The organism is Streptomyces sp. CG4, assembly GCF_041080655.1.
Taxonomy (GTDB): Bacteria; Actinomycetota; Actinomycetes; order Streptomycetales; family Streptomycetaceae; genus Streptomyces.
Genome location: NZ_CP163525.1, coordinates 5,209,035 through 5,225,667 on the forward strand (window position 1 = coordinate 5,209,035; position 16,633 = coordinate 5,225,667).

At 70.2% G+C, this 16,633-nt stretch carries 21 protein-coding genes; 10 read left to right on the plus strand and 11 right to left on the minus strand.

Going from position 1 to position 16,633, the window contains the following annotated elements; translation table 11 throughout:
* Positions 1–65: 65 nt before the first annotated feature.
* The 10 genes from AB5L52_RS23600 to AB5L52_RS23645 all read right to left on the minus strand — a co-directional run bounded on the left by AB5L52_RS23600 (position 66) and on the right by AB5L52_RS23645 (position 7,631).
* Positions 66–1,079: an ABC transporter permease gene (locus AB5L52_RS23600; RefSeq protein ID WP_351030898.1), complete on the minus strand. Its 1,014-nt coding sequence runs from the start codon at positions 1,077–1,079 to the stop codon at positions 66–68.
* A complete protein-coding gene (locus tag AB5L52_RS23605; protein ID WP_351030896.1) occupies positions 1,076–1,972 on the minus strand; it encodes an ABC transporter ATP-binding protein in 897 nt (298 codons plus the stop codon). Before AB5L52_RS23605 ends, AB5L52_RS23600 begins: the two co-directional genes overlap by 4 nt.
* Complete coding sequence (locus AB5L52_RS23610; RefSeq protein WP_351568961.1) at positions 1,969–2,355, minus strand: GntR family transcriptional regulator; 387 nt, start codon at positions 2,353–2,355, stop codon at positions 1,969–1,971. Before AB5L52_RS23610 ends, AB5L52_RS23605 begins: the two co-directional genes overlap by 4 nt.
* A 388-nt stretch (positions 2,356–2,743) precedes the next feature.
* Positions 2,744–3,670 carry a mycothiol synthase gene (gene mshD, locus AB5L52_RS23615; RefSeq protein ID WP_351030894.1) on the minus strand — a complete coding sequence of 309 codons (927 nt, stop codon included), beginning with the start codon at positions 3,668–3,670 and terminating at the stop codon, positions 2,744–2,746.
* A 487-nt stretch (positions 3,671–4,157) separates the two neighbouring features.
* A complete protein-coding gene (locus AB5L52_RS23620) occupies positions 4,158–5,282 on the minus strand; it encodes a tetratricopeptide repeat protein (protein WP_369366024.1) in 1,125 nt (374 codons plus the stop codon).
* Positions 5,279–6,607 (minus strand): 26S protease regulatory subunit, encoded by a 1,329-nt coding sequence (locus tag AB5L52_RS23625; RefSeq protein WP_369366026.1) that lies wholly within the window; start codon positions 6,605–6,607, stop codon positions 5,279–5,281. Before AB5L52_RS23625 ends, AB5L52_RS23620 begins: the two co-directional genes overlap by 4 nt.
* A 29-nt stretch (positions 6,608–6,636) precedes the next feature.
* Positions 6,637–6,906: a Uma2 family endonuclease gene (locus AB5L52_RS23630; protein ID WP_369366028.1), complete on the minus strand. Its 270-nt coding sequence runs from the start codon at positions 6,904–6,906 to the stop codon at positions 6,637–6,639.
* A 23-nt stretch (positions 6,907–6,929) separates the two neighbouring features.
* On the minus strand, positions 6,930–7,088 hold the full coding sequence (locus AB5L52_RS23635; protein ID WP_351568949.1) for a hypothetical protein: 159 nt from the start codon (positions 7,086–7,088) through the stop codon (positions 6,930–6,932).
* A 13-nt stretch (positions 7,089–7,101) separates the two neighbouring features.
* Positions 7,102–7,410, minus strand: a complete 309-nt coding sequence (locus AB5L52_RS23640) for a hypothetical protein (RefSeq protein WP_369366029.1) — start codon at positions 7,408–7,410, stop codon at positions 7,102–7,104.
* Positions 7,407–7,631 (minus strand): hypothetical protein, encoded by a 225-nt coding sequence (locus AB5L52_RS23645; protein ID WP_369366031.1) that lies wholly within the window; start codon positions 7,629–7,631, stop codon positions 7,407–7,409. Before AB5L52_RS23645 ends, AB5L52_RS23640 begins: the two co-directional genes overlap by 4 nt.
* Before the next feature lie 133 nt (positions 7,632–7,764).
* On the opposite strand from AB5L52_RS23645, the gene AB5L52_RS23650 reads away from it, so the two are divergent.
* The 9 genes from AB5L52_RS23650 (at position 7,765) to AB5L52_RS23690 (ending at position 15,159) form a co-directional block, all read left to right on the plus strand.
* Positions 7,765–8,589: a helix-turn-helix domain-containing protein gene (locus AB5L52_RS23650; protein ID WP_369366032.1), complete on the plus strand. Its 825-nt coding sequence runs from the start codon at positions 7,765–7,767 to the stop codon at positions 8,587–8,589.
* Entirely contained in the window at positions 8,586–8,789 is a 204-nt protein-coding gene (locus tag AB5L52_RS23655; protein ID WP_369366034.1) for a DUF397 domain-containing protein, read from the plus strand. The genes AB5L52_RS23650 and AB5L52_RS23655 overlap by 4 nt, the downstream gene beginning before the upstream one ends.
* Positions 8,786–8,986, plus strand: a complete 201-nt coding sequence (locus AB5L52_RS23660; RefSeq protein ID WP_369366035.1) for a DUF397 domain-containing protein — start codon at positions 8,786–8,788, stop codon at positions 8,984–8,986. The genes AB5L52_RS23655 and AB5L52_RS23660 overlap by 4 nt, the downstream gene beginning before the upstream one ends.
* Before the next feature lie 230 nt (positions 8,987–9,216).
* Positions 9,217–9,654 carry a DUF6507 family protein gene (locus tag AB5L52_RS23665; RefSeq protein ID WP_351030872.1) on the plus strand — a complete coding sequence of 146 codons (438 nt, stop codon included), beginning with the start codon at positions 9,217–9,219 and terminating at the stop codon, positions 9,652–9,654.
* Positions 9,655–10,171: 517 nt separating this feature from the next.
* On the plus strand, positions 10,172–12,025 hold the full coding sequence (locus AB5L52_RS23670) for a hypothetical protein (RefSeq protein WP_369366038.1): 1,854 nt from the start codon (positions 10,172–10,174) through the stop codon (positions 12,023–12,025).
* A gap of 8 nt (positions 12,026–12,033) precedes the next feature.
* Positions 12,034–12,903, plus strand: coding sequence for an immunity 49 family protein (locus tag AB5L52_RS23675; RefSeq protein WP_351030868.1), 870 nt, complete (start codon positions 12,034–12,036; stop codon positions 12,901–12,903).
* 67 nt (positions 12,904–12,970) lie between these two features.
* Positions 12,971–14,359 (plus strand): DUF6177 family protein, encoded by a 1,389-nt coding sequence (locus tag AB5L52_RS23680; protein WP_369366040.1) that lies wholly within the window; start codon positions 12,971–12,973, stop codon positions 14,357–14,359.
* Between the two features lie 114 nt (positions 14,360–14,473).
* Positions 14,474–14,761 (plus strand): hypothetical protein, encoded by a 288-nt coding sequence (locus AB5L52_RS23685; RefSeq protein WP_351030864.1) that lies wholly within the window; start codon positions 14,474–14,476, stop codon positions 14,759–14,761.
* Complete coding sequence (locus AB5L52_RS23690) at positions 14,758–15,159, plus strand: hypothetical protein (protein ID WP_351030862.1); 402 nt, start codon at positions 14,758–14,760, stop codon at positions 15,157–15,159. Before AB5L52_RS23685 ends, AB5L52_RS23690 begins: the two co-directional genes overlap by 4 nt.
* On the opposite strand, the gene AB5L52_RS23695 is transcribed toward AB5L52_RS23690, so the two are convergent.
* Positions 15,153–16,019 carry an NmrA/HSCARG family protein gene (locus AB5L52_RS23695; RefSeq protein ID WP_351030860.1) on the minus strand — a complete coding sequence of 289 codons (867 nt, stop codon included), beginning with the start codon at positions 16,017–16,019 and terminating at the stop codon, positions 15,153–15,155. The genes AB5L52_RS23690 and AB5L52_RS23695 overlap by 7 nt on opposite strands.
* A gap of 123 nt (positions 16,020–16,142) precedes the next feature.
* Here AB5L52_RS23695 and AB5L52_RS23700 point away from each other — a divergent pair, with 123 nt between their 5' ends.
* The gene (locus AB5L52_RS23700; protein WP_351030859.1) at positions 16,143–16,622 is read left to right on the plus strand and encodes a MarR family transcriptional regulator; all 480 of its coding nucleotides are present in this window, start codon (positions 16,143–16,145) and stop codon (positions 16,620–16,622) included.
* Positions 16,623–16,633 lie beyond the last annotated feature (11 nt).

Consider the following 16,633-nt stretch of genomic DNA (forward strand, 5'->3'; position numbering starts at 1 on the left):
GCGGGGGCGTCGTGGCCGGCGCCGCCCACGCGGGTGAGCCGCATATCGAACAGAGCCCCGCGCCCCTAGGCGGCTGCGGCCGGCTCCACCCGTAGCCGCGCCGTGGCCGGTGCGGCCGACCGTAGCGCGCCGGTCTGGCGGCGCAGGACCAGGTAGCAGCCGAGCACCAGCAGCCCCGTGACGCCCAGGATCAGCGCCGTGGTCATGAGCTGGAGCGGCCAGTAGTGGGCGTAGGGGTGGTAGACGTTGTAGTAGCCGGAGGCCTTCGCGAAGGCGGCGTTGCACGTGGCCTCGCTGTAGCAGTGCGGCAGCGGCAGGTGGCCGCCGGACTTGGCCACCAGACCCTGCTCGACCACGATGGCGGAGCCGACGCCGCCCTGCTGGAGCGAGGTGACCTGGGTGACCGTGGGCCACAGGTGCGGCATCAGCCGCTGGGCCAGCCAGGCGACGGCGCCGGTGAACACCACACCGAGGACCAGCGCGGGCAGCGTACGGCGCAACAGCAGGCCCGCGAGGGCGCCGGCCGCGAGCCCGGCGAGGGCGAGGGCGGCGACGGTGGGGCCGTTGGCGTGGAAGGTGGCCAGGTCGCACCAGTCCTTGGCGGTGTCGATGCGCCCCCGGCCCGCCGCCCAGGCCCGGTGGTGCAGCCAGAACAGCAGGCAGCCGCCGATGGTCGCGAGGACCGCCGGGACGGCCAGCCGGACGGTGAGCCAGCGCGCCGGGGAGATGCCCTGGGACCAGTTCAGCCCGGCGGTGCCCGTCTCCAGCTCCCGGCCGGTCAGCGCGGCACCGGCCCAGGCGGCCACCAGGAAGGGCAGCGCGTCCAGGGCGTAGGTGGCGTAGTCGTAGTAGTCCTTGTAGCGCAGGATCGCGGCCTGGTCGTAGCTGCACATCCCCGAGGTGCAGGCGTCGAACTGCCGCCAGGCCTCGGCCGCCGCGTCGGCGAGCGGGCCGGCCAGGGCGATCTGCACGGCGGTCAGCGCGATCACCAGGCCGGCGAAGCCGTACAGCGCGGGGCGGTGCAGGCGCAGCAGCCAGCGGGCCGTGCGGGGCCGCAGGACGGTCGGAGCGGTGGTCACGCGGCACTCTCCTCGGGGACGGCCGGGGCGGTGGTGAGGCCGGGGGCCTCGGGATTGCGCAGGTGGGCGAGGACCAGTTCCTCCAGGGAGGGCGGCGAGGCGCGCCAGCCGGCGGGGAGCGGTCCGGCCGGGCGGATCAGGGCGGTGCGCTGGCGGCCGGTGACCCGGGACTCGATCACGGCGTGCGCGTCGAGGTCCGTGGAGTCGGCGGCGCCGGAGACCCGCAGATGGGCGGCGAGCAGGTCGTCGATCTCGCCGGCCAGCCGGATCCGGCCGGCGCCGACCAGCAGCAGATGGTCGCAGGAGTCCTCCAGCTCGGCGACCACGTGCGAGGACATCACGATCGTGGTGCCGTACTGGGCGGCCTCCGCCATCAGCGCGCCCATCAGCTCGTGCCGGGCCAGGGGGTCGAGGTCGGCCATCGGCTCGTCCAGGAGCAGCAGGGCGGGCCGCTTGCCGAGGGCGAGCGCGAGCGCGACCCGGGTGCGCTGACCGCCGGAGAGGGAGCGGACGCGGGCCTTCGGGTCCAGGCCGCCGACTTCGACGACGTGCTCGGCGACGGCCGCGTCCCAGTACCCGGGGTTGAGGTCGGCGCCCAGGCGCAGGGTCTCGGCGACCGTGAGCTGCGGGTAGAGCGGCTTGTCCTGGGTGACGAAGCCGACCCGCGGGCGGGCCGCGGCCGGGCTGGTGCCGAGCACCCTGATCCGGCCCTCGGTGGCCGGGAGCAGTCCGGCGGCGAGGGCCAGCAGCGTCGACTTGCCGGCGCCGTTGGGCCCGACGACGGCGCACACCCGCCCGGCGGGCAGCCGGAAGGAACAGTCGCGCAGCGCCCAGCCTCCCCGGCGCCCGAAGCGTCTGCCGAGGCCGCTCGCCTCGATCGCCGTGTCGCTCATGAACGTTCTCCCTGGAAGTGGGTGTCGAGTACGGCAGTGAAGAGCGCGGCGGCGTCGTCCCGGTCCAGGCCGGCCGAGCGGGCCCGTGCGGCCCACTCCTCCAGCTCGGCACGGAGGGGGGAGTCGACCGGGGTGGTGCCGAGCGCCCGCCGCACGAAGGTCCCGAGGCCCCGGCGCGCCTCCACCAGGCCCTCCCGCTCCAGCTCCCGGTAGGCCTTCAGGACGGTGTTGGGGTTGATCGCGGTGGCTTCCACGACCTCACGGGCCGTGGGCAGCTTGTCGCCGGGGCACAGCAGGCCGAGGCGCAGGGCCTGTTTGGTCTGCTGGACGATCTGGACGTAAGTGGCGACCCCGCTGTGCCGGTCGATGCGGTACTCGACCACGCGTGAACCACCCTTTCACTAATTGAGTAGTGAAAGGGTGGTTCAGGGGTGGCCCGGAAGTCAAGCGCGGCTTCCGTGCACCGTTTCCGTGAGCCGGTCGACGGTGCCGGTGCGATGAGGAGACGTGAGCTGGACGAGAAGCGACGGGGCTGAACCGGCCGCCGGCCTCGCCCCCGAACAGCGCATGCGCTTGCGGGAGTTGATAGCCGAGGCGGGCGAGGAGCGCACGGCACCTCCGCCGCGCCGGCCGCTCAGTTGGTCGTGCGGTAGCGGGTCGCGCGGCAGCCGGTCGTACGCCCGCTGGCCGTGCGGCAGCCGGTCGTGCGGGCGCGGGTGACCCCCGCGGGGGCGGAGCGCGGTCGGCGGCCGCGGCTGTGAAACGCGGCCCTCACGTCTCCGTGCGGTACATCAGGTCCGTCTCGTACGTGCTGAATCCCAGCCGTTCGTACACCGACACGGCCGCCTGGTTGTCGGCGTCGACGTAGAGCATCGCGGTCGGGAGCTGTTCGGCGGCCAGATGGCGGAGCCCGATCGTGGTGAGGGACTTGCCCAGGCCGCCGCCCTGCTCACCGGGCCGCACACCGAGGACGTACACCTCGCCGAGGCCCTCCTCGACATGCGCCTTGGTCCAGTGGAAGCCGATCAACTCCCCGCGCCGCTCGGCGAGGAAGAACCCGGCCGGGTCGAACCACGGCTCGGCCTTGCGGTCGTCGAGGTCCCGCTGGGTCAGCGAGCCCTGCTCCGGGTGGTGGGCGAAGGCGGCCGCGTTGACCGCGAGCCAGGCCGCGTCGTCCTTGCCGGGCACGAAGGTGCGCACGGTCACGCCCTCCGGCAGCACCGGGTCGGGCAGCTCCAGGTTGGTCAACGGCCGCCGCATCTGCCGCAGTTCGCGGAACAGCGTCAGGCCGAGCACCTGGGCGAGATGCCGGGCGGCCGGATGCCCGCCGTGCGCCCACACGCGCAGCCGCTTGCCGGAGGCGGCGAGCAGCGCCGCGCCGAGCGCCCGGCCGTGCCCGTGTCCACGGTGCGCGGGGTGGACGACGAGTTCGGCGGCCGGCGCCTCCACCGGGTCGGTGTCCTCCAGTTGGGCATACCCGACGAGTTCGGCGCCGATGGTCAGCAGCAGATGCGAGACGCCCTCGCGGGTCCCTCCGCGCAGTTGCAGCCGGCCCTGCTCGGACACCGGCTGCTGTCCGTCGACCCCGGCGGCCTCGGCGAGCAGGGCCAGCACGGCCTCGGCCCGGTCGGCGGTGAGCGCGGAGTGGGTCTCGATGGAGCGGGCGGGGAAGGCCCGTACGGTGTCGTCGCTGCTCATGCGTAGAGCCTACGGCAGGCGCCCCGTAAAACCTATGTGAATGGCGCCGTGGTTCCGCAAAAACCCTGTGAATTGCGCACAGCGCTCTTTAATTGAGGTCTCATCGGAATTCGCTTCTTTCGGCTCCCGGGTGCCGTAATGTTTTCCATGTCGAAAGCGAATAAAAGCCGGCTGGGTATAAAACAAGAATCAGGGAGGGGAATTCCATGTCTTTCCACAAGCTCGCCCCCGTCGCGGCGCCACCCGGTCGGGGACAAGGGCTGAGGCAAGCGCCAAGGCAGGCGCTGAGTCAGACCGTCGTGGGGCGGGGTCACCGGTTGTCGCGTGGTCGCACCGGTGGCTCCGCCCGGCCGTGTCCACAGCTGTGGAAAGGAGTTGCCGATGCCCATGTCCAGGACCTGCCCCCGTACTTCTTCCAGCGGCACCGCCGCCGCCGAAGGGCGAGGACACGCTGATCCTCAGATGGTGACGGCACACTCGGGCGGTCTCAGGTGGTCTTCTTCCGGTCGAACCAGATCGTCGCCAGCGTCGGCACCAGCCCCACCCAGAAGACGATCCGCGGCACCGTCCGCTCGGACCACGGCACCTGGCTGATGACCAGCGCGCACAGCACGGCCCAGGCGGCCTGGCCGAGGACGATCCGGGGCCAGCGGCGGCGGTGGATCAGGGAGCGGAGGTTGTAGCGGACGCCGGTCCGCAGCCGGCGGTAGCGCAGCAGCGCGCCGACGGCCCAGAGGGCGCCGACCGGTGCGAAGTACCACAGCCGCTGACCGAGGGAGACGGGGAGCTCGCGCGGAACCTGCCCGTCCTTGGTCCACAGGTCGAGCAGCACACCGGCGAGCGCCAGACTGAGCAGGGCGATCCAGCGCACCCCGCGCAGCAGCCGGTACGAGGCGTGGTCCAGGCCCTGCTGGAGGGACGCCGAGTGCGGGGAGGCGGCGAGCGCGTCGGCGTAGAGGGTGGCGGCCTCGGCGGCCTTGACGCCGGGTGCGGCGGCGGCCTTCTCGGTCCGCCGGGCCAGCGCCCCCGCGTGGTTCGGGTCGAGGCGGAGGATGGCCTGGTCCAGCTGGTCGGCGACGGTACGGTTGCCCGCCATGTCGGCGATCAGCCACGCCACCTCGTAGGGGAAGACCTCCTCGGGCGCCAGGCGTATGGCCTCCTTGGCGAATTCACCCGATTCATCGAGAAAGACCTGCGGGATGCCTCCGGGGAGCCGACCGCCGGTCTCCCGCCCGTACCGATAGGCCTTGATCCGCCACAGCCAGTCGCCGAGCATCGCGTATCCCAGCCAGTACCCGGGGTCGATACGGATGACCTCCCGCAGGACGCCCTCGGTCTCCGGGAAGCGGCCCACGGCCCTGAGGGCGTGTGCGCGCTGGATGAGCGCGGGGACGTCCTCGGGGGCGAGCGCGAGGGCGCGCTCGGCCGCCTCCAGTGCCATCTCCGCCTGGTTCTCCAGGCGAAGATGGCAGCGGGCGAGCCGGACCAGGGCGCGGACGTCCTCGGGATCCTCCGCGAGCCGCTGTCCGAGCACCGTCCTGGCCTCGTCGTACCGCCGCAGCTCGTACAGCGCGTCGGCCCGCTCCAGAGCGGGGTGCGTTCCGGTGCTCACAGCTTCCGCCGCTTCTTCAGATAGGCGATGAGGTCGTCGTACATGCCGCCCTCGTTGGCGAACATCGCCACGTTCCGGGCGGCGGCGAACCACGGCTCGGTGGACGGTGCGACCTCTTTCGCCGCTCCCAGCAGATCCTTCATGCCGATCATGCGCACGGTGCCGGACCGGGCGGAGTCGAGCAGCGCCCGCTCGGCGGCGGCCTCGCACACATGGGCCAGATCGGCGCCGGAGAGACCGTCGGTGGCCTTGGCGAGCTTGCCCAGGTCGATGTTCTCGATGGGCCGGTCCCGCAGGTGGTAGCGGAGGATCGCCTCACGGGCCGGTGCGTCGGGCGGCAGCACGAGCAGGGTGCGGTCCAGGCGCCCCGGCCGGCGCAGCGCGTTGTCGACGTCCCAGGGCACGTTGGTGGCGGCGAGCACGAACACGCCCTCGTTCGCGCCCGAGTCGATCCCGTCCAGCTCGGTCAGCAGCTGATTGACGGTGTTGCGCATGCCGCCGTGCAGGGTGCGGCTGCGCTTGGCGCCGAGGGCGTCCAGCTCGTCGAGGAAGACGACACAGGGCGCCTGCCGACGGGCGGTCTGGAAGATCTCGTGCATGTTGCGCTCGGAGTTGCCGGTCCACATGTCGAGCACGTCGCTGACCGACACGGACAGGAAGGACGCCCCGAGTTCCCCGGCGACGGCCCGCGCGATGAAGGTCTTCCCGCAGCCGGGCGGCCCGTACAGCAGCAGCCCGCCCCGCAGGCTCTTCCCGTACAGCTTCTGCAGCTCGGGATTGCGCAGGGGCGCGAGAAAGGCGGCCTCCAGCCGGTCCTTCACCTCATGCATCCCACCGACGTCGGCGAGCCGCAGCCCCCCGGGCCGCTCGACGTCCCAGGCCTCGGCGTCCCCGGGATCGTCGTCCCCGTCCGCCCGCATCGGTGCCCCCGCCTCGACGAACCGCGGCGGTACGACGTCACCGACCTGCTGTTCGGCGGCGTTCCAGTCGAAACCGGGGCGCTGCGCGGGCGGGGCGGGCCGCTGGGCCGGGGCGGGCTGCGAGGCCGAGGGGGCCTCCGGCGCGGCGGGGGTCTCCGGCGCAGCGAGGGTCTCTGGTGCGGCGGGGGCCGGCTGCTGGGGCACTCCCATGGCGCGGGCCATGAGCTGTCGCGCCTGCGCGTCCCCCGGCGCGTGCTGCAGGGCGACGGCCGCCTCGGCGACCGCGGCCTCCGACTGGCCCTCGTTCAGGAGGAGTTCGGCCAGATGCAGTCGGAGCGGCACATCGGCGGGCGCGGCGGCGACGGCCGTACGCAGGCTGTGGATCAGAGGAGAGTCTTCCGGCATGGGCTCAAGCCTACGGAGCCGCTCTGCGCTCACTTCCGCTTGGGCCCGGTGATGGCCTCACCGATGACGAATCCCTTGGCGGGACCTTCGGGGCTGGTGATCTCGGTGCCGTAGGGGACGCGGTGAATGTCCTCCCAGTCGGCCTTGTCGGGACGGGGAACGGTGAAAAGGGTGACGGAGCCCTGACCGTCGTAGTCGTCGATGAGCACGTAGACGGGGATGCCGGCGCGGGCGTACTCGCGGCGCTTTCGCATGCGGTCGCGTTCCAGGTTGCGGTGGCCGGGGGAGGCCACTTCCACGACGAGGGAGACAGCTGAAGCGGCTACGCCCAGTGGGAAAGGCGACCGGTGGGCGACACCTCGATGGCTCCCTCAATGATCTCGGCGCGGTAGCCCTCGGGGAGTTCCATGGCCTTCCACGCCAGCCACAGGACCTCGTCCAGGTCGGGTACGTTCTGGGATTCAGCCGGAGCCTCGGACATGGTCTCGGGCCTCTCATGTGCGAGAGCGGTCAAGGTGGCACCCCTCAGACTGTCGAGCACCCGATCGGGCGACCGCGATGCGGAGGACGTCCCTCAGCGACTCGGTCGCTCCGGTGAGCGCGAAACGCACCGCCCACTCACCCGCCTTGGGGTCCTCCAGTACGGCCGTCGCTCCCGCGAGTACCTGTTCTCCGGAGGCGAGCTGGGCTGCCTCCACGTCATCGGCGAGGAGGGAGAGGCGGCTGTGGTCGCTGTCGGTGCTGAGGTAGCAGGGCTTGCCCTCCGGGGTGCTCCACGGCAGGAGGCGGAGTCCGTCACTCACACGAACACCTCCACTTCGTGGAGGTACGGGCGTACGAGGGGAGTGTCGTACCAGTAGAGGTGCGCTTCGGTGTCGCGGCGGCGGACGGGGCGTGTGATCAATGGCGGGTCCGCGTCCGGCAGTTGGGCCGGGAACGCGCGACGGCGGCCCCGGGCGGGCGGCAGGGCCCGGATGAGCAGAAGCAGCAGCGATTCGATGACTCCGGCGATACGTGCGCGCACGTCGAAGCTCCTTGAGCGGCAGGGGAGTTGGCGAGCGGTGATTACCGTTCGTGCCCTGATCGTCACAGCTGCGGCGTACGCTGCGGAAGAGGTTCGGTGTTGCCTGGGGCGCCAGGCAACGGGGAGGGGTGACGTGGACGAAGACGTTGACGCGAAGCCGGTTTCCGGGCGGGCCATGCTGGGGCAGACGCTGCGGGTGCTGCGCGAGAAGGCCGGGAAGTCACTGGGGCAGCCGGCCGACGAGACCGGGTACGACAAGGGCTACTTGAGCCGCTTGGAGTCCGGGGAGCGGCTGTCCAAGGCGACCGTCATGGAGGACCTGGACGGGTATTACGGCACCGGTGACCTGCTGGTCTGCCTCTGGAAAGCGACTCGGCTGGACGCGTTCAAGGACCAGTACAAGGAGTTCATGGGGCTGGAGGCGACTGCGCGGATCATGTGGAAGTTCTCGCCGGGGATTCCAGGGCTTCTGCAGACCGAGGACTTCGCCCGTGGGGTGTTGTCTGGAGTCCAGACAACGGCTGACGGTGACGAGGCCGTCGAGGAGCAAGTGGCCGCACGGCTCGGGCGGCAGTACCTGCTGAGGCAGAAGCCGGAGCCCGAGGTTCGGATCGCCATGGACGAGTTCGCACTCCGCCGTCCCGCTGCCTGGGGCAAGACCTGGCACGACCAACTGCTCCATCTTGAGGCCGCCGCGCTGTGGCCCAACGTGACGCTCCAAGTACTGCCGTTCTCGGCGGGAGCGCACCACCATATGAACGGGTCGCTGACGCTGCTCTGGCAGAGGGACGGAAGTGCCGTTGCCTACAAGGAGGGCAACGGTTGCAGCCGGCTGATCGAGGATCCGGACGAAGTCCTGCGGCAGCGGCTGTCCTACGATCGGCTCCGCGACCTGGCGCTGTCCCCGTCAGACTCGCTCGCGTTCATCAGGGACGTACTGGAGGAGCACAGATCATGACGCGCACCCCCGATCTCAGCACCGCCGTGTGGCGCAAGTCGAGCTACAGCGAAGGGGGAGACAATGACTGCGTCGAGGTCGCCGACGGCTACCCCGGCATCGTCCCCGTCCGCGACAGCAAGGTTCCCTCCGCCCACCCGCTGATCTTCTCGGCGACGTCCTGGGACGCCTTCGTGCGCGGCGCGAAGGAGACGGCGTGATCTTCGATCCCGGCACCGCCGCCTGGCGCAAGTCGAGCTACAGCGACGGGGGCGGCACGAACTGCGTCGAAGTCGCCGACGGCTACCCCGGTGTCGTCCCGGTCCGCGACAGCAAGACCCCCGACGGCACCGCGCTCGTCCTCACGGCATCGGCGTGGACAGCGTTCGTGGCGGCGGCGGTCCAGAGCGCCTGCTGAAGGTGTCGACTCACCACGAGGGCCCGCAGTATCGGCTGGTCGCGGCCTTCGTGCCGGTACTCCCCTTCCTCAACCCGCTGTGGTGCTACTGGGACAAGCCGTAGCAGCGGTGTCTGCATGACAAGGTCGCCGGAACCATGGCGGTCGACAGACAGGAACCAGCCATCGCACCTCGACGTCGTCGCACCCTCGATCCGTTGTGCGAGATCATGTTCGAGCATGTGTGAGTTATGGGCAGTGACGCGGGGGGTGCGTTGAAGGGCTGGGACATATCACCGTCCGGCGTCGCCGGGGTGGTCTCCCGCGTGGGTGACGTCATGAATGCCCTGGAAGGCATGGTCGAGGCGTACTCCACTGACGTGCAGGGTGCGGCGACCTCGGCCGGGACGCTGGCACCGGGCGGGGCGAGCGGAGAGCACAAGGGGCAGGCAGGGCTGGTGGCGGCTGCCCTCGCGGAGTTCGTCCAAGGTACTGCGGACGATGTGCGGTTCATCGGCGTACGCGTCGGCAAGTCGGTCGGCGGGGCGGTGGAGGCCACCATGGCGTACGAGGCCGGTGACGTCGAAATGGCGGCCGAGACACAGCGACGGACGGCCGGCCTGGTCGAGCCGGACATGCCGGACGGGTGGACGGCGGGGTCGGCGGGCTGGAAGGCGGATCGTCCGTGATCGAGCCGGAGTCGATTCCGCTTTTCACCGGCGACCTGGGGCAGTTGGAGGAGCACGTCCGAGCCCTGCGGCATGAGGCGGGGGCATACGAGAGGCCGGTGGGGAGGCCCACCGGCAGTTCCAGGGGCTCTCGGCCTTCTACGAGGCGCCGGAAGCAGAGGACCTGTTCGCCTCCACGGCACCGGCGCGGGATGCCGCCGACGCGTTCGCGGACAAGGTCGAGAAGGTCGCCGACGCTCTGGCGTCCTACGCCGTCGAAGTCGCGCCCATCGCCAAGCGGCTCGAACACCTGAAGAGCAAGGCGACCTCGTTCGTCGCCGGGCTGAAGACCAGTACCGGGGAATTCGACAAGAGCTGGAACAAGGACGCGGACAAGGTCGAAGAGCATCAGGCCCTGATGCACGACGTGGCGGTGGCACAGGCCGCGTTCACAGCGGCTGAGATCAGCTGCGCCGACACCATCACCGCGCTCGTCGGCGGCACCCAGTTCGTCATGAACACCGGCCCGAAGCAGCACGTGCCGCGGGGCGCCGAACTCTACGGCTACAGCGCCGACGTACTGGATCACGCCAAGAAGCTGCCCTGGGGCACCGCGGTGACCCAACACCATGACCTGTGGGATCCGCACGACTTCAACTACTATTTCAAAAGCTTTGTCTGGGACGGGCTGATCGTCGACAACATCGCGGGCAGCGTCGACGGCATCCTCTCCATGGCACACCTCAACGGGGCGCAGGCCTTCAAGGACTCCTGGACCGGTCTGGGTCGGGTACTGATCGGCGCAGATACGTATCTCCACGAGGCCGACGGAAAAAAGCCGACCGGCTTCTACGCCTCGGACTACGCCCAGGGCAGCAAGGTGTACACGAAGGAGTTCGCCAAGTCCTTCGTGGCGTGGGACGAGTGGAAGGAGAACCCCGCCAGAGCCTCGGCGACAGTGTTCTTCAACGCCCTCACCCTCGGTGCGGGCCCCGCAGGTGCCGCTGCAAAGGCGGGCAGATTCGGTTCGCTGGCCAAGGGGCTCGGTGTCGTGGCGAAGGTCGGCGAGGTGGTCGACCCTGTGTCAGCCGGGCTGAAGGTGACCGGCCGGGTCGTGCGCTCGCTGCCCAAGGTCTCCGAGGTGACGTCGAGAGTCCTGGCCGACGTGGACGCCTCGGTCGACGTGGGACGCGTCCACAGTGTGATCGAACTGGGGGACGGCTCCAAGGTCGTCATCCAGGACGGCAAGTTCATCGCTTACGACAAGGACGGGCACGTAGTCGCCGTGCCTCCTGCGCAGGAACGATCCGGAGCCGCGGGGGCCACGAACGGGCATGCGTCCGTACCGGAACGGGAACTCGTCGAGGTCGGTGGTCGAGGCGCCGGACATACGGCGCTCGGTGGTGCTGACGTGGGCCACGTGCCGTCTTCGCACACCGGGTCCCCCGAGGGGCATGGCGGTGGCTCTCACCACGGAGGCGGATCGGGTGGTGGCCGAGATCCCCTCGACGCCGAGCGCGAGATCATGCGCAAGCAGGTCGAGCGGGCCAACAACGACCCGAAGTGGTTCAAGAAGCACTACCGGTCCAACGGCTACCGGCGTTCGACAACGGCTGAGGGCGGTTACGGCCAGGCCGTGCCGCAGATTGTGCCCGACCCGTTCCACCCGGGGAGATGGATCGCGAAGAGCGATATGCCGCCGGCGATCAGGGAGCACTACCTCCACAATGACCCCGTCCGGGGCGGGCGCTCGGACGTGCGCCCCGAGGCGCTGCATCACCTGGATGAGCAGGCCTCCGTTCGGGACAAGGCCATCAAGGCCGACAAGGCCGCCGAGGCTGAACTGAAGCAGGCGGAGAAGGCGTATGCGGCCGACCCGACACAGGAGTTGGCCGACGCGATGGACAAGGCGGACGCGAAGCACTCACCTCTGCACGGGGATGCCAACCGGCAGAGTGAGCTGTTCGGTGAGGATGTTGCGGAACACCAGGCGATACCCGAGCACTACCCTGGCGCGGAACGAGTGGACGACAGGGCGTTCGGAAACAACCGGTTCGACCAGATCTACAAGACGCACGATGGACGTTTTGTCGTGGTGGAGGCGAAGGGGTCGACGGAAGCCAAGCTCGGGGTGCGCAAGGGCGTCAGCGGGCGGTTGGTGAAGCAGGGGACGCGGGAGTACTTCCAGACCATCCTCGACGAGATGGAGCTGAGAGCGGAAAGAAACGAAAGGAAGGGGCACTTCGAGGCGGCCGAGGCAGAGCGCAAGCTGGCGGAAGACCTGGATACAGCCTTGAAGCACGACAACGTCGACTACGTCCTCGTCAAGGCAAAGTCCGACGGGGCTAAGTACGCTGGCTACGAGATGTACCAGTTCGACATCAAGAAGTGAGGACCCCCATGCCGACGCGTGTTTCGCGCCCGCCGAATGCAAGTGGTCACCCGGATCTGGACAGGTTTCGGCAGGAGCTCAATGCGCGAACCGTCAAGGACGTCGAAGATCTTGAAGGTTATCCGGAGCGTTTCGGCATGATATTTCACCGGGCTCAGTCCCGGGGATTCATGCTATGCCTGGACGACCCCAAGGCCGAGCTCCTGGAAACCTGGGAGGCCTGGGTCATGGCCATGCAGGTCGGCTCGGCTCTCTTCGCCTCCGCCACGGCTCCTGAGGGATCCACGGTCGAGCACCTGATCGCCCACAAGATCCGCTCCATTCCGGCCGGCGGCCCGAAGCACTTCACTGACGCCGGCACCTGGCTGGAGGCCTTCTGGCTGGCGGTCGTCTGCCGTGATCAGGACCGGATGACCCAGCTCTGCCAGGTGCCGATCGAGACCCTCCGTGCCTCGGGCGCGGTCTTCGAGGAGTACATCTACGACTGGGTGGAGACTCTTCAGACGTACTGGCTGGAGCGGCCCGGGCTCGGTGAGAAGCTGACCGCGGCCTTCGACGGGACCGATCCCGACCGGCTGCGGGTCATCGACCGCGAAATGATGCTGAAGGTTCTCTATCCGCCGATCAACCTCTTCTACCGCTTCATCAGCCGGGATCCCGTGAAGTTCAACGAGGCCCTGGTGCAGGCGCTTGAGCTTCACAAGGAGTACTGGACAGCTGATCCCGAGCGCGAGGAGTCGGGAGGCGGTGACATCCCGCTCGCGGTACTCGCGATCACTTGCCTCGCCTACGACGCCGGCCGTCCCATCGAGGTCGAGTCCGAGTATCTGCCCGAGCACCTGCTGAAGCGCAGCTGGCTCGGCGAATTCCCCACATGACCCCTCACGACCACGACTGCCGGCTCCTGGAGTCCGTCTCCGTTCGGAGACATCGGAAGAGACACCCGTGACGAAAGACGTCATCGCGCTCACCCCCAAGATGCCTGACCTGCGCACGTTGTTGGCGGGTCTCTTCGCGGGCGGCCCCGGTCTCGGCGTGAACGGTGCGCGTGACGGTGCCGTCGTCCAGCTGTGCTCACCGGACGGACGGCCCCTTGTCTCCGTGGAGGCACCGGTCCTGGTCCATGTGCCCGGCGAGATCGAGCGACTCCTGCGGTGCGCGGCGCCCGGCGGACCGGTGTGGTGGACGGAGGCACGCGCCTCCGCCGCGATCGCCGAGGCCGGCCGGCTCGCAGGTTCCTTCGCCGGACGCCTGGCCACCGTCCTGGGCGGGGAGGTCTGGCCCCCAAAGGCCGCCACGACCGAGGTCGTGCCCCTCACCACGGACATGACCGCGATCCCCGTCCCGCTCACCGAAGCCCCGGCGGTCGACGTTCTCACGGAGGCGACTGCCGTCGTCATCCAGGACAGGCCGGTGGTCGCGCTGACCAGCTGGCTGTCGGACGCCTTCCGGACCGCTTCGGACGCCGACCGTAGTCTGCAGATCGTCACCCCGCCCACGGCGCGGCTGACCCTGCCCACCCGCACCGCCCTGCGCGGTCTGCCGAACCGGTGGGTGATCCAGGATCCGGAGCACGGCTGCTACGACGGGCTGTCCGGCGCCGTACTCCAATGGCAGGGCGGCACCTTCAGCCCCGTTCGGAACGAGCACGGCGCGGCCTCGGTGGCCGCGCCCTTCGCGACGGCCGCCGACACCGGTGACCGCCAGCTCCTGCTCGCTGTGCGCACCCGGCACCGGCCGACCGCGACCCTTGTCCTCGGACGCGCCCTGGAGGCCGTCTGGCGCCACCTGACCGGCGCCCCGCCCGCCGGCTGGAGTACCGCCGAACCGGTCAATCTGCCCTGGTCCACGCGGCAGATCACCGAACTCGCCAGGGCTCGTGCGCCGAGGCCCACCTTGCTGATCGCCGTCGGGGACCCCGAACGCCCGGGCTTGGCCACGGTCCGCGTACGGCGCACCCCGGCGGGAGTGGAGGAGGAGATCACCCTGGGGCTCGGCTACGGCTGTGACGAGCAGCCGCCGCTCGACGCGATCGCATCACTTGCCGAGGCGCTCGACGCCGAGCATGGCCTGGTCACCCTGCTGACCTCACTGCGTGCCGCCCGCCGGGACCTGATGGTGCCGGCACGCATCGAGGCACCGCCCGTACCGGTGGCGTTCACGCTCGGCGGAGCCGAGACGGACGCGGTCGGGCGTCGGCGCGCCGAACACCCGCCGGCCGGCCCGGAGCCGCTGCACCTGGGGCGTGCCCTGCACTACCCGCTGGGCGACGGCACGGACGCCGGCGCCTGGGGAAGGCTGAAGCGACTGACGGAGGACCTCAAGCGGGGCTGACGCTTCAGGATGCCGACGGGGTCCAGTCCCCCAGCGCGGGGGCGGGTTGCCACGATCCGGTGAAGCGGCGGCATACCGTTCCAGGTGAGGCCGTGAGATGTCTATGGTGTGGATATGGCTGACAACACGACCATCCAGGTCTCTCGGCAGGCCCGTGACCATCTCGCCCAGGTGGCCAAGGAGCGGGGGCTGACCCTGGGGCAGCTGGTGGAGAATCTGGCGGAGCGGGAACTCACGGCCGCGCAGATCGCCGAGCGGGTGGCCGCCACGCGAGAGGTTCTGCGTGAGCGTATGGGCTGCACGCTGTCCGACGAGGAACTCGACGCGGGACCGAACGTGCTGGCCAACATCTATGCGATGGCGGCCGAGAAGATGCACGCGCAGAAGGGCATGGCCGCTTGATCATCCTCGATACGAGCGCTGTCGTCGCCCTGACGAAGGGACATCGGGCGCTGCACCACCTGGCGGACAACGTCGCCCACACTCCGGGTGACTGGCTGCACATCCCTGCGCTCTGCCTCATGCACGCGGAGGCGGAGGAGAAGGGGGCGGCCAGTGATGTGTTGCGGCTCGCCGGTGTCATGGTCGATCCGCTCGGCCAGGCAGCGGCTGCGACGGTGGGCGCGATGTACCGCGATGGCTGGGGCGGCCCCGACATCTGCCACGCCCTGTACGTCGCGACACCGCACCTGGAGACGGGTGATGGCATGTCGATCATCCTGACCGGCCGCGAGCCGGATTACCCGCCCGGAATCCTCACCGTCGATATCGATTCCCCCGGCATGCTCGGCCACTACTGACCCAGCAACGTCCCCCAGTCCTTCCCAGCCGCCCACTCCGCGAAGGTCGTCCAGCCGACCTCCGGATATGCCCGGCGCAGAGCAGGGGCGTCGACGTCGAGGCCTGTGGTGGTGAAGTACGCGAACATGGCCGCCAGGTCCGCGGAGTGGGTGCGGACGTGGTCGAGGGCGACCTCGTGGTGGGTGATCGGATGGCCCGTGGCGGTGGTGAGGGCGGCCGCGATCTCGGCCGCGGTGCGGGTGTCCGAGGCGATGTCGATACGACGGCCCGTGAATTCCTTCCGGCGGCCGAAGGCCAGCGCGGCGAACGCGCCGATGTCCGCGGCGGGGATCAGGGCGAAGGGCCGGTCCGCGGGCATGGGCCAGCCGAAGGCGCCCTCGCGCAGTCCGGCCAGGGTCCAGTCGGCGGTGTAGTTGTCCATGAAGGCGGCCGGGGCGATCACCGTCCAGGGCACGCCGGAGGCGCGCAGGTGCCGCTCGATCTCGTACTTGCTGTCGTAGTGCGGGATGCCGGTGCCGCGGTCGGCGTGGGCGGCGGAGGTGAGGACGACGTGCCCGAGGCGGGCGGCCGCGGCGGCGTCGACGAGGGTTCTGCCCTGCCGGACCTCGGTCGCCGTGTCGGTGCCGAAGGGGGTCGTGACCGCGAAGAGCGCGTCCGCGCCGGTCAGGGCCGCGTCGAGGGAGGCGCGGTCGTCGAAGTCGGCGTGGCGGATCTCGGCGCCGAGGGCGCGCAGGGCGTCGGCGGCCGCCGAGTCGGGGCGGCGGGTCAGGGCGCGGACGTGGTGGCCGGCGGCCCGCAGAGCACGGGCGGTGGCTCCGCCCTGGGCGCCGGTGGCGCCGGTGACGGCGACGGTGAGCATGGGTGTCCCCCAGGTGGGCGCGTAGAGTGGATGATGCCTGCGTGACGCATTAACTGCGTCGCGCAGGAAAGACGGTAGCGCGAGTTTCGCTGCGTCGCGCAGTGATTTTTGGAGGCGAGCCCCATGACCGACCCGCACCGGGCCCGGCTGTACGAGGAGCTGGCGACGGAATCGCGCCGCTACCACGCGGCGTTCGTGCTGTTCAACCAGGCCGTCGCCGACCACCTGGGCCTGCACCCCACCGACGTACAGGCGCTGAGCCTGCTGACCGTCGAGCCCGAGCCGCTCACCGTCCGGCAGATCGCCGACCTGACCGGCCTCACCACGGGCTCGGCCACCCGGCTGGTGGACCGGCTCGAACGCGGCGGCTATGTGGCCCGTACGCCGGACGCGCGGGACCGCCGCCGGGTGCTGGTCACACCGGTGCCGGAGCGCCTCGCGCGCGTCGCCGCGGTCTGGGACGAGCTGGGCCGCACCTGGCAGACCCTGCTCGACGACCACAGCGAGGACGAGCTGAAGGCGATCACCCGCCATATGCGCCGCGCGAACGACCTGAGCCGCACCCAGATCCAGCGCCTGCGCACCCTGCCGAAGCCCGGCTGAGCCGGGCGGCT